The 12,795-nt window shown below is 58.5% G+C and carries 10 protein-coding genes; 3 read left to right on the top strand and 7 right to left on the bottom strand.

The window, feature by feature from the left end:
* From osmF to bglX, 5 genes are all read right to left on the bottom strand, one after another.
* A complete protein-coding gene (osmF, locus tag ACRDD5_RS03005; protein WP_271282729.1) occupies positions 1-918 on the bottom strand; it encodes a glycine betaine ABC transporter substrate-binding protein OsmF in 918 nt (305 codons plus the stop codon).
* 70 nt (positions 919-988) lie between these two features.
* Positions 989-2,224, bottom strand: coding sequence for an MFS transporter (locus tag ACRDD5_RS03000; RefSeq protein WP_438675876.1), 1,236 nt, complete (start codon positions 2,222-2,224; stop codon positions 989-991).
* Between the two features lie 52 nt (positions 2,225-2,276).
* A complete protein-coding gene (locus ACRDD5_RS02995) occupies positions 2,277-3,836 on the bottom strand; it encodes an MFS transporter (RefSeq protein ID WP_438675875.1) in 1,560 nt (519 codons plus the stop codon).
* Entirely contained in the window at positions 3,833-5,185 is a 1,353-nt protein-coding gene (locus ACRDD5_RS02990) for a glycoside hydrolase family 28 protein (protein ID WP_438675874.1), read from the bottom strand. The genes ACRDD5_RS02995 and ACRDD5_RS02990 overlap by 4 nt, the downstream gene beginning before the upstream one ends.
* Positions 5,186-5,492: 307 nt before the next feature.
* The gene (bglX, locus tag ACRDD5_RS02985) at positions 5,493-7,790 is read right to left on the bottom strand and encodes a beta-glucosidase BglX (RefSeq protein ID WP_271282733.1); all 2,298 of its coding nucleotides are present in this window, start codon (positions 7,788-7,790) and stop codon (positions 5,493-5,495) included.
* A gap of 189 nt (positions 7,791-7,979) precedes the next feature.
* Here bglX and dld point away from each other — a divergent pair, with 189 nt between their 5' ends.
* Positions 7,980-9,737, top strand: coding sequence for a D-lactate dehydrogenase (gene dld / locus ACRDD5_RS02980; RefSeq protein WP_438675873.1), 1,758 nt, complete (start codon positions 7,980-7,982; stop codon positions 9,735-9,737).
* A 102-nt stretch (positions 9,738-9,839) separates the two neighbouring features.
* Entirely contained in the window at positions 9,840-10,394 is a 555-nt protein-coding gene (locus tag ACRDD5_RS02975) for a GNAT family N-acetyltransferase (RefSeq protein ID WP_271282735.1), read from the top strand.
* Between the two features lie 45 nt (positions 10,395-10,439).
* On the opposite strand, the gene pbpG is transcribed toward ACRDD5_RS02975, so the two are convergent.
* Complete coding sequence (gene pbpG, locus ACRDD5_RS02970; protein WP_438675872.1) at positions 10,440-11,360, bottom strand: D-alanyl-D-alanine endopeptidase; 921 nt, start codon at positions 11,358-11,360, stop codon at positions 10,440-10,442.
* A gap of 167 nt (positions 11,361-11,527) precedes the next feature.
* Entirely contained in the window at positions 11,528-12,115 is a 588-nt protein-coding gene (locus ACRDD5_RS02965) for a Yip1 family protein (protein WP_438675871.1), read from the bottom strand.
* Positions 12,116-12,233: 118 nt separating this feature from the next.
* Here ACRDD5_RS02965 and ACRDD5_RS02960 point away from each other — a divergent pair, with 118 nt between their 5' ends.
* Positions 12,234-12,794, top strand: a complete 561-nt coding sequence (locus tag ACRDD5_RS02960) for a DedA family protein (RefSeq protein WP_438675870.1) — start codon at positions 12,234-12,236, stop codon at positions 12,792-12,794.
* Position 12,795 lies beyond the last annotated feature (1 nt).

Raw genomic sequence — 12,795 nt, 5'->3', positions numbered from 1 at the left:
CTACTTCACCAGCCCTTTTTGCTTCAGGTAATCTGCCGCCACTTTTTTGGCATCCAGCCCTTCGACTGCAATGCTGGCATTCAGCTGCTGCAGGGTTTTCTCGTCGAGGCTGGCAAACACCGGCTTCAGCCACGCGTCCAGCTGCGGATAGGCTTTCAGCACCGCCTCGCGCACCACCGGGGTCGGGGCATAGATCGGCTGAACGCCTTTCGGGTCGGTCAGGGTTTGCAGACCGAGCGCCGCGACCGGGCCGTCGGTGCCGTAAGCCATCGCCGCGTTCACGCCGGAGGTCTGCTGGGCCGCCGCTTTAATGGTCACTGCGGTATCGCCGCCCGCCAGCGACAGGAGCTGGCTCTGATCGAGCTTAAAGTCATAGGCTTTTTCAAACGCCGGCAGGGCATCCGGGCGCTCGATAAACTCGGCCGAGGCGGCCAGCTTAAAGTCCCCTTTCTCTTTCAGGTAGCGGCTGAGATCGTCCAGCGAGGTGAGTTTGCCTTTTTCCGCCAGATCCTTGCGCACCGCAATGGTCCAGGTGTTGTTGGCCGGGGCCGGGGTCAGCCAGATCAGGTGGTTCTTTTCGGCATCAAGCTTTTTGACTTTCTCATACCCATTCTTTGCATTTTTCCATGCCGGGTCGTTTTCATCTTTGAAGAAGAAGGCTCCGTTGCCAGTGTACTCCGGGTAGATATCCAGCTCGCCAGAGGTGATCGCTCCGCGCACCACCGGGGTGGTGCCAAGCTGAACTTTATTGACCGTTTTCACGCCGTGGCTTTCCAGCACCTGCAAAATGATATTGCCGAGCAGGGCGCCTTCTGTATCGATTTTCGACCCGACTTTAATCGGCTCCGCCGCCTGTAATGGCAGGCTCAGCGCCGCCAGCAGCGCCGCCGAGCCTAAAATCCCCTTTGAGATCGTCATTCCAATGCCCTCATTATTTTGCCGCCGTTTTCAGAGGCTTGAGAGAAAAGCGTAGACGATAAGCGGGCGTTTAGCGCAACTCCGGCAGTTTTAACGGCAGGGTCAGCACGCTGGCAGCAAAGTACAGAATGGCGATGACCCACAGCGTCCCCTCGACGCCGAACGGGGCTACGCACAGGGTAACGATCAGCGGCCCGACAAAGTTACTCAGCCCGGACCCCAGATTCAGACACGAAATGGCCGCGCCTTTGTTATCCGGGAGCAGCGACGGGATCAGCGCGCTGAGCGGCCCGAAAGCGCCCAGCCCGATGGCGTACAGCGCCAGGGCGCAGAACAGCGCGGTTTCACTGTTGCCAAACAGCACTGGGGCATAGCACACCGCCAGCATCGCCAGTCCGCAGAGGGTGCCGGAGAACCAGACCACCGTATTGCGCCAGCCGATGGTGTCGCCCAGCCAGCCAAAGAAGTAGCTGGCGAAGATGTTGACCACGTTTACCAGCCCCCAGATGGTGAGCCATTGCGCAATGCTGAAGCCAAAGTGCGGCAGGTAGACCGGCATCAGGATCACCAGCGAAAATTTGCCAATATCGTTGATGGTTTTGACGATTACCGCGAGACGCATTGTCGGCTCGCGCACCAGCACCCTGATTCCTTCGCTCAGGGCCGCGCCCATGCTGCCGCCCTGCTCCACCTCCGGGCGGTCCTGGTTCAGCACCAGCGCACAGACCGCCCCCAGCACCACAAAAACAAAGCCGCTCAGCAGGGTGGCGGTTTCGCCAATGGCGGGCAGCATCACCCCGGAGTACCAGGGCCCGACGATGGTCATCCCCACCCCAAAGGCGATCCAGAACCAGGAGACCGCGCGTCCGAGAATACGCGGCTCGCAGCGCTGGTTAATCCACACCAGAAACGAGTAGGCAAACAGTGGATAGGCCACGCCGCGCAGGGCATAGCTCGCTACCATCAGCGGGTAGTTCCCCTGCGGCAGGGCATAGCCGATAAACGGAATCGAGCCGATAAAGTAGACCGCCGTCGCCGCCCACATCAGACGGCGCAGGCCAAGCACGCCTGCGCCTATTCCGGAGAACCACGACACCACCGCCACGCACAGGCCAAACACTGACGACAGCAGGCTGATGTGGAAGGCGTCGAAACCGCGGTGTTGCAGCATCGAGGCCAGCCAGCTCTGCTCGATGGTGGCCCCGGTAATGAAGAGAAAAATCCCGATAAAGCCCCAACTCAGTTCGCGGGGGAGTCCCAGCCTGGCCCAGAGCCCGTGCTGAATGTATACGCTGTGTTCTGTCATTTTGCTTCGTCTTGAGCAGACCGGGCGCACAAGCCCGGTCCGGGTTGGAGGATCAGGCGTTGGTCAACTGCGCCGGGCTCTGGCGCGCCAGCATCCGTTTGCGGTTGAGATAACCCACGGTGTTGTCGCCCCAGCAGTGTTCGTACGGCATCCCGGTCAGGCTTTCGATGACCCGGCGGTTTTCTGCACTGACGCTGGCTTTGCTGCCGCCCTGCTTCAGGCGCGCCACCTCGTCGTTAAGAATGGCGTGCGTCCGGCTGTTAACGCGGAACTGGAAGGCCGACCAGATCCCCCAGAGGGTGAGGATCACCGGGAGCACAATCATGATCACCATGATCATGTTGATGGCCGACTGGGGCTGAGCGCTCTGACCGGAGACAAAGCCGGACATCTGCAGCGCCACCCCGACGAGGAAAATCGACATCGCCTGCGAGGCTTTACGCAGCAGGCTCATAAAGCCAGCGAAGATCCCCTCCCGCCGCTGGCAGGTGAGGATCTCATCCACGTCCGCCACGAAGGTGTAGTTATTCCATGGAATGGCATAGATCCCGCCGCGTGCCAGACCGGCAATCGCCGCTCCGGCGTACAGCATCACCATGCCGCTGGTTTCGCTGAAGTAGGCCGACACCAGCAGCGCGAAGGCCACCAGCCCCATCGACGCCTGAGTGGCAAAGGCGCGGGACGGGGAATAGCGCAGGGTCAGCCAGGTGGCAATGCCTACGCCAAAGAACTGCAGAGCGTTGATCACGCCAAGCAGGTTCGAGGCCATCACCGACGAGGTCATCAGGGCAAAGACCACGAAATAGGTAAACACCGAGTTAAAAATATCCTGAGCTACCGAGCCGCCGAGGTACATCCCCAGATGCGAACGGAAGGTTTTGATTTTCAGAGTCGAGACGAAATCGTAATAGATATGGTAGATGCGGGTCGCCAGCGGCTCTTTCTCTTCTTCTTCGTCGTGGACTTCGCTCTGCTGGATCTCCTCAAGCGTTCGTTCCCAGGTCCCGAAGTAGACAAAGAACAGCACGATCATAAAGGAGACGGTGAAGATGGCCCCGGTATAAAAGAACGAATCTGACGACTCCGGGCCGAAGTACGCCACCAGACGCCCCGGCAGGAACGCGGCGGCAAAACCGGCCAACTGGGCAATGTACATGCGGGCGCTGGTGAGCTTAGAACGCTTGTTGAAATCAGAGGTCATCTCTGCCGACAGGGTGTCGTAAGGGATGATGATCATGGTGTAGACGATCTCAAACAAAATGTAGAACAGCAGGTACATCCAGTAGTTGAAGCCTTCGACCCACAGCAGGCTGTAAACCGACACCAGCGGAATACTGGCCAGCAGGAAGAAGCGGCGGCGGCCAAAGCGACGGCCGAGTGCCGTTTTATGGAAGTTATCGGAAACGTAACCGATGACCGGACACATGATCACATCGACAATGCGCGCCACTGCAAACAGCGAACCCGCTTCGATCGGCGAGAGCCCGCAGAAAGTGGTTAAGAAGAACAGCAGCCAGGCGCTGACCAGCGTAAACGCGCCGGAGCCGATCACGTCGGCCAGTCCGTAGCAGACGTAGTTACGCAGTTTTATTTCACGCACTTTTTTTATCATTTTCTGTTTCCTGACTGTACCGGATAAACCCGGATCGCCTCGTCATCCCAGCCTGCCGGGAGCGGCTGCGGACGGGTAATGGTGAGGCCATTAAGCTGTAATCCCTGAACGCCGGTGGCATACAGCGCAGGCAGACCGTGCGGATAAGGCTCAACCCCGTGCGCACGCCCGGTTTGCGGGTTGACGAGATAGGCGTTATCCAGCCCCATCCCGGTTGGTCGCTCGGGATTGCAGGGCGGGCGCACGTCGTAGCTGCCCTGCTCGTCGCTCACGCTCAACTGCTGGGAGAAGGTCAGGCCGTTGAAGGTAACGTCGCGAATCGCGCCCGGAATGTCGCTGTGCAGGTTGATGGCCCCCTCCCCGCTACCGCTGAGGTTGGAAAAGGTGACCTGGCGAATCTGCCCCGGTGCGATATCCGGTGCGCGATGGCGAACCGAGACAAACACCGGATCGGCTTTGCCCCAGTGGCACGGGTCGCCGTGGTGACAGTCGAAGAGAATATTGCTGAACAGCATCTGGCTGAACTGGCCACCATCGCGGGAGACCAGGCCAATGGCGCGGTTGGATTCGAAGATAACGCAGTTGTTAACGGCGATATTGCGGATATCGGCGAAGGTTTCGGTCCCGACTTTGATCGCGCAGCTCTTCGAGCGGATGATGCAGTTACTGACCGTGACGTTCTCTGTCGCCTGCTGAAGTTCCGCCGCTTTGGCGGTGGTTTTCAGGCAGATGCCGTCATCGGCAGCGCTGAAATAGCTGTTGCTGAGGTGAACATGCTGGCAGCTGTCGATATCCAGCGCATCGGTATTGGAGAGCGTCAGATCGTTGTCGATGGTGAGGTTGTTGATAAAAACGTGTTTACAGCAGACCAGATGCGCGGTCCACATCGGCGCGTCGCACAAGGTGATATCCGCGACCCGCACCTGCTGGCAGCCCTCCAGTACCAGCATACGCGGGCGGTGGGTTTTCGGCTGGCGATAGCCCTGGGCATCAGGCTGTGGAGCAAACCAGGCGCGGGCGTTACCGTCGATACAGCCTGCACCGCTGAGAGTCAGGTGCTGCGCATCGCGAGCGTACAGCAGCGCCATCCGCGACAGCTCCGCCATGCTTTGCGTTTCGACAGCCTGATAGTCAGCCTCCTGCGGGCTGGCCAGCAGACGCGCGCCCGCCTCCAGGTGCAGGGTGAAGTGTGACGGCAACACCAGCGTGCCAGTCAAGTAAGTGCCGGGTGTCACCACCAGCGTGCCGCCACCCGCCTGCGCCAGGGTATCGATTACGCCCTGCAGGGTGTGGGTGACAAGAGACAGACCGCTGCGGTCGAGATTGACATCATCTAAGGAGAGCTTCATGTGAATACCTGTCAGCTGTTAAGTGACGGGCATTTAACGCCGTTTCAGGCCATGGCTGGCGGGGGGATTCCGCGGATTTTTAACGAAGAGTGAACAGCATCACGGCGGGATGACGCACCGCAAAGTGCTTTTGATGGGGTTCACGTTTTGGCAGGCAATGCAGCGATGAAATGTGAAAATCATCACAGTTCATCATCAGGCGTGCGGGATAAAAGCGAGGGTTAACCGCGTTTGAGGACCAAGGGAAGAAAAATTGCGGGGCCGGTCACGAATGACGTGGACCGACCCCGTTTGGCTATTGCCGGGTTTACAGCAGTTCGAACTCGCCTTTGTTCACGCGGGCAGAATCAACGCCAATAAAGACGTTGAATTTGCCCGGCTCAGCGTCATATTTCATCTGCTGATTCCAGAACTTAAGCGCATCGACGTCAATCGGGAAGCTGACGGTTTTGGTTTCGCCCGGTTTCAGGTTCACCTTCTCAAAACCGCGCAGCTGTTTCACCGGACGGCTCATCGAGGCGGTGACATCCTGCACGTACAGCTGCATTACCGTCGCCCCTTCACGTTTGCCGCTGTTGGTCACTTCCACACTGGCGGTCACGCTGCCGTCACGTGCCATGGTCGGCGAGGACATTTTTACGTCAGACACGGTGAAGCTGGTGTAGCTCAGGCCATAACCGAACGGATACAGCGGGCCGTTGGCTTCGTCGAAATAGCGCGAGGTGTACTTGTTCGGCTTATCGGCGTTATACGGGCGACCGGTATTCAGGTGGCTGTAGTAAACCGGGATCTGCCCCACGGAGCGCGGGAAGGACATCGGCAGTTTGCCCGACGGGTTGTAATCGCCGAACAGCACGTCGGCAATGGCGTTACCGCCCTCGGTGCCGGCGAACCAGGTTTCCAGAATCGCGTCAGCCTGCTGATTCTCTTCTACCAGCGCCAGCGGACGACCGTTCATCAGCACCAGTACCAGCGGTTTGCCGGTGGCTTTCAGCGCGGCAATCAGCGCCTTCTGGCTCTGCGGGAGGGTGATATCGGTACGGCTCGATGCTTCATGCGCCATCCCCTGGGCTTCACCCACCACGGCAACCACCACGTCAGACTGTTTCGCCGCATTCACCGCTTCGTCAATCATCTCCTGCGCCGGACGCGGATCGACCTTCACCGCCTCTTCGTACTGGTTGAGGAAGGTGACGATATCCTGGTCGCCGGTGACGTTCGCACCTTTGGCGTAAATCACCTTGCCCTTGTCACCAAGCGCATTCTGGATGCCGGTCAGCACGGTCACAGATTGATCCGCCACGCCTGCGGCAGACCAGCTGCCCATCACGTCACGCTTGCTGTCAGCCAGCGGCCCCACCACCGCAACGGTGCCGGATTTGCTCAGCGGCAGCGTCTCGAGACGGTTCTTCAGCAGCACCAGGCTTTCACGCGCCACGTCGCGCGCCTCTTTGCGGTGCAGGCGGCTTTCGGCGTTGGTGTCTTCTGGATCGGACTCTACTGGCCCCAGGTGGCTGTACGGATCGTTAAACAGCCCCATGTCATACTTCACGTTCAGCACGTGGCGGGCGGCGTCATCCAGCTCGGCCATCGTGACTTTGCCGCTTTTAATCAGCCCCGGCAGGTATTTGCTGTAGTACTCGTCGCTCATACTCATGTTGATGCCGGACTTCAGCGCCACGCGGACCGCATCTTCCGGATCGGATGCCGCGCCGTGTTTAATCAGCTCTTTGATCGCCCCATGGTCGGACACGGTGATGCCCTTAAAGCCCCACTGGTCGCGCAGGACGTCTTTCAGCAGCCAGGCGTCGGAGGTCGCCGGGGTGCCGTTCAGGGAGTTCAGCGCCACCATTACCGCGCCGCTGCCCGCATCCAGCCCCGCTTTGTACGGCGGCATATAGTCGTTGAACAGGCGCTGCGGGCTCATATCAACGGTGTTGTACTCTTTCCCGCCTTCGACGGCACCGTAGGCGGCGAAGTGCTTAACGCTGGTCATCACCGCATAGCGATCCGCCGGGCTTTTGCCCTGCATTGCTTCAACCATGGTTTTGCCCATCGTCGCGGTCAGGTAAGTGTCTTCACCAAAGCCTTCCGAGGCGCGGCCCCAGCGCGGATCGCGCGAGACATCCACCATCGGCGCCCAGGTCATGTTCAGGCCGTCGTCCGCCGCTTCATAGGCCGAGACACGTCCGACCGTTTTCACTGCATCAAGATTAAAGGAAGAGGCCAGCCCGAGGCTTATCGGAAAGACGGTACGCTGACCGTGGACCACGTCATAGGCAAAGAACAGGGGAATTTTCAGATGGCTGAGTTCCATCACCTGATCCTGCATTTTGCGGATATCCTGACGGGTGACGGTGTTGAAAATCGCCCCCACCTGCCCGGCCTTGATCATCTCGCGAATCGCCTCTTTCGGGTTATCCGGGCCGACGCTGATCAAACGCAGCTGGCCGATTTTCTCATCGACCGACATTTTTGTGAGCAAGTCAGTAACAAATGCGTCCCGGGCTTCCGGCGTCAGCGGATGATTGCCAAACAGGTCATCTGCCAGCGCAGGTTGCAACGCCAGACTCACAGCGATACCTACAGAACAAAGCCATTTCATCTCGTTTACTCTCTCATCAAAAACCGCCGGATAGTCGCGGCCAGACCGTGCGAAGAGCGCAGTGTGCCATAAACCCAGAGCAGGGTGCAGGGTTTATTCTCTGATTTTGCAGGCGAATAGGTGTTCGCTTAAACATTAATCGCGCTATGATTTATGGCGATCATTTTGACTTACCACAAGGGGTGGAAGATGTCCTCTGTTCAAAATCACGATAACGAGACTTTTATTAATGACCTGTCGCGCCTGGTGGGTCACGCGCATCTGCTGACCGATGCCGCGAAGACCGCCCGCTACCGCAAGGGCTTTCGCTCAGGCCAGGGCAACGCGCTCGCCGTCGTATTCCCGGGAAGCTTGCTGGAGCTGTGGCGGGTGCTCAGCGCCTGCGTTGCAGCCGATAAAATCATTCTGATGCAGGCGGCGAATACCGGTCTGACCGAAGGCTCCACGCCGAACGGCAACGATTATGACCGCGACATTGTGATTATCAGCACCCTGCGCCTCGACAAACTGCATCTGCTGGATAAAGGCGAGCAGGTGCTGGCCTTCCCGGGCACCACCCTGTATGCGCTGGAAAAAGCGCTCAAGCCGCTGGGCCGGGAACCGCATTCGGTGATTGGTTCATCGTGCATTGGCGCCTCGGTGATTGGCGGGATCTGCAATAACTCCGGCGGCTCGCTGGTGCAGCGCGGCCCGGCGTACACCGAAATGTCCCTGTTCGCCCGCATCGATGAGAGCGGCAAGCTGCAGCTGGTGAACCATCTGGGTATCGATCTTGGCATGACCCCGGAACAGATCCTTAGCAAGCTGGACGATGAGCGGGTCAAGGACAGCGATGTGCTGCATGACGGCCGCCACGCCCACGATCATGACTACATTACCCGGGTGCGCGAAATCGACGCGGACACCCCCGCGCGCTATAACGCCGACCCGGACCGGCTGTTTGAATCCTCCGGCTGCGCGGGCAAGCTGGCGGTATTTGCCGTGCGTCTGGATACCTTTAAGGCCGAGAAGCAGCAGCAGGTGTTTTACATCGGTACCAACCAGCCCGAGGTGCTGACCGAGATTCGTCGTCATATTCTCGGCGAGTTCACCCATCTGCCGGTGGCCGGTGAGTATATGCACCGGGACATCTACGACATCGCCGAGCGCTACGGCAAAGATACCTTCCTGATGATCGACAAGCTCGGCACCGACAAAATGCCCTTCTTCTTCACCATGAAGGGGCGCACCGATGCGATGCTGGAGAAAGTCTCGCTGTTCAAGCCGCACTTCAGCGACCGCTTTATGCAGAAGCTGGGCAGCGCCTTCCCGGCGCATCTGCCGCCGCGCATGAAAAGCTGGCGCGATAAGTATGAGCATCACCTGCTGCTGAAAATGTCGGGCGACGGAATTGCCGAAGCGCAGGCGTGGCTGTCCGGGTTCTTTAAAACGGCTGAGGGCGACTTCTTTGCCTGTACCCCGGAAGAGGGCAGCAAGGCGTTCTTACACCGCTTTGCCGCCGCAGGTGCAGCGATCCGCTATCAGGCGGTGCACGCCGACGAGGTGGAAGATATTCTGGCGCTGGATATCGCCCTGCGTCGCAACGATACCGACTGGTTTGAAACCCTGCCGCCAGAGATCGACAGCCAGCTGGTGCATAAACTCTATTACGGCCATTTTATGTGCTACGTCTTCCACCAGGATTACATCGTTAAGAAAGGGGTCGACGCTCACGCGCTGAAGGCGCAAATGTTGACCCTGCTGCAGGCGCGCGGCGCGCAGTATCCTGCAGAACACAATGTCGGTCACGTGTATGAAGCGCCAGAGGCATTAAAGCAGTTTTATCGTGAAAATGACCCCACCAACAGCATGAATCCGGGCATTGGTAAAACAACCAAGCATAAAAACTGGCAGGAGGCGCCGCAAACAGCGACTGTTAATATGCAAGCCACTGATCAAACCAGTTAGCCCCGGTTAACTGGCTGTTAAGCCCACACAAATAGGTCTAGAGTAGCGACAGGTCGCCAGAGAAACATTTCTCTGGCTTTTTCGCTGAGGAGCGGGCATACCATGTCGGCTATTGAAATTTCAATCGGGACTGACCTTAAAATACGCGATGCCCGGGCAGACGACGCCCAGGCCATTACGGCCATCTACGCCTGGCACGTCCTCAACGGACGCGCATCGTTTGAAGATGTTCCCCCCACTGTCGAAGAGATGCGCGAGCGCATGAGCGCGGTGGTCAGCAAAGGCTTACCCTGGCTGGTGGCCATCTATCAGGGCATCGTGGTGGGCTACTGCTACGCCACCCCCTACCGCCCTCGTCCCGCCTATCGCTACACCATTGAAGAATCCATTTACGTTGAAGCCAGCACCCCGGGGCGCGGATTTGGCAGCGCCCTGCTGAGCGCGCTAATCGCCCGCAGCGAAGAAGGCCCCTGGCGGCAGATGATCGCCATCGTCGGCGACGGGCCAAACAACATCGGCTCGCTACGCCTGCATAAAAAATACGGATTTGAAGTGGCCGGACAGCTCAGAAGCGTGGGATTCAAGAAGGGTGACTGGCGCGATACGCTAATTATGCAGCGCCCGCTCAACGACGGTGACTGGACCCCGCCGGAATAATGCGATTACCGGGTGGCGTAGCACCACCCGGCAAACACCGATAACTTAATCGTTTTGCGCGGTCGCCATCTGCGCGGCTTTCTGCTTTTTATAGCTCAGGGCCGCCGCCGGAACCGGCTGTGCCTTCCCGGTTTCAATCCAGGTCCGCAGACGGCTGGCATCGGCAAAGTGGGTATATTTGCCAAACGCATCCATCACCACCAGCGCCACTGGCTTACCGTTAATGACCGTACGCATCACCAGACAGTGCCCTGCGGCATTGGTAAAGCCGGTTTTGGTCAGCTGGATATTCCAGTTATCCCGGTAAACCAGATGGTTGGTGTTACGGAACGGCAGCGTATAGGCCGGATGCGAGAAGGTCGCCATCTCTTCACGGGTGGTGCTGAGCTGGCCGAGCAGCGGGTACTGTTTGCTGGCAATCAGCAGCCTGGTCAGATCCTGGGCGGTCGAGACGTTCTGAATCGACAGGCCGGTAGGTTCAACAAAGTGCGTCTGGGTCATGCCCAGAGAACGGGCTTTGTTATTCATCGCCTGGATAAAGGCCTTATAGCCGCCCGGATAGTGGTGCGCCAGACTGGCCGCCGCGCGGTTTTCCGAGGACATCAGCGCCAGCAGCAGCATATTTTTGCGGCTGATTTCGCTGTTCAGGCGCACGCGGGAGTAGATCCCTTTCATTTCAGGCGTCTGGCTGATGTCGACGCGCAGCTTTTCATCCAGCGGCAGCCGTGCATCCAGCACCACCATCGCGGTCATGAGTTTGGTGATAGACGCAATCGGGCGCACCCGATTCGGATGGCTGGCGTAGATCACTTTGTTGGTTTCGAGATCGACAATCATTGCGCTACCGGAGGCAATTTCCGGTTGCGCCGCAGCAGTCACGGCGGCGGTTTTGGCGAGCGCGGGGGTCGCCACTGGCACAGCCAGCAACAGTGCAAGACTCAGTATAGAAATGCGGAATTTGAGCATGGTGAGATTTCTGATAATTATTCATGCACGTAATAACGTACACCGCCCGTGCAAAGCCGTGCGCAGGGGCTGGCACAGGCATCATAGCCGCCCGGATGCCTTGCTGCCAGCAGTTAATCGTGAACAGATGCTGCATTGCTGGCAATTAAACCAGCAATGCAGAAACGTCAGAAGAGACGGTATCCATAACCCCAAAGAATAACCGTTAGCGCCAGCAGGGCTTCGAGCACCAGCACCCCGATGGCCAGCGTCGAACCCGAGAAGCTCAGGCCCTCTTCTTTGTTAATATTCAGGAAGGTCGGAATGCCGACATACAGCAGATAGCCGGTATAAAACAGCGCCAGGGTGCCGACCAATGCGCACAGCCAGACAATGGGATACAGCGCCACGATGCCGCTCAGAAACAGCGGAGTCGCAACGTAACCGGCGAATACCATGCAGTGGGCCAGCGACGGCCGCTGCGGATATTTACGTGCCATCCAGTAAATCACGCGTCCCATCACCGCCACGCCCGCCAGCATCAGACCGTAAAACACGATGGCCAGCGCCAGGCCGGTCATCCATGAGAGTTTAACAACGGTGCCGTCGTCAAAGTCCCAGCCGATTTGTGTGGTGCCGATAAAGGCGCAGATCACCGGAACCGCGGCCAACATCAATACGTGGTGGGTATAGTGATGACTGACCGTTTCGTTCTCGCTTCTGATCACGTGCATTTCACGATCGGGATGGGAAAAGAGTCCCCAGACATGGTTCATAACGCCCCCTTGTTGTCGGCCCGCTAGCGATATCTCAAGTATAATGCAGGCCTGCGATTATTTTCTGTACAGGCAGAAAATAGCTGATCCTGGGGGGTTACTGCGCTACGCTTACCCGATGGATATCAATGCACTGATTACACAATATGGCTATGCCGCGCTCGTGGTCGGCAGTATGGCGGAAGGCGAAACCATCACCCTGTTAGGCGGGGTGGCGGCACATCAGGGGCTGTTGCGTTTTCCGCTGGTGGTAGCGGCAGTGGCGCTGGGGGGCATGATCGGCGATCAGCTACTCTATTTTCTCGGGGTCCGTTTTGGCCCAACGCTGCTGCGCCACTTTTCCCGCCACCAGAGCAAGATCGACCGTGCTCAGCGGCTGATCCAGCGCCACCCTTACCTGTTCGTCATCGGGGCACGGTTTATGTACGGCTTTCGCATTATCGGCCCGCTGCTGATCGGCGCCAGCCGCCTGCCACCCAAACTCTTCCTGCCGCTGAACATTCTGGGGGCCATTGTCTGGGCGCTGATCTTCACCACCTTAGGCTATGTGGGTGGCGAAGTGCTGGGGCCGTGGCTCCACGACCTCGATCAGCACCTGCGCCACCTCATCTGGCTGGTTGTAGTGCTGGTGCTGGTGATCGCCGTCCGGCTGTGGTTTAAACACCGGGAATCCCGATAAC

Origin of the sequence: Silvania sp. (assembly GCF_051656365.1) — a bacterium.
GTDB classification, from domain to species: Bacteria; Pseudomonadota; Gammaproteobacteria; order Enterobacterales; family Enterobacteriaceae; genus Enterobacter; species Enterobacter hatchlandensis.
The sequence above is the reverse complement of the archived record's forward strand: the minus strand, read 5'-3'. Positions and strand labels throughout refer to the sequence as shown.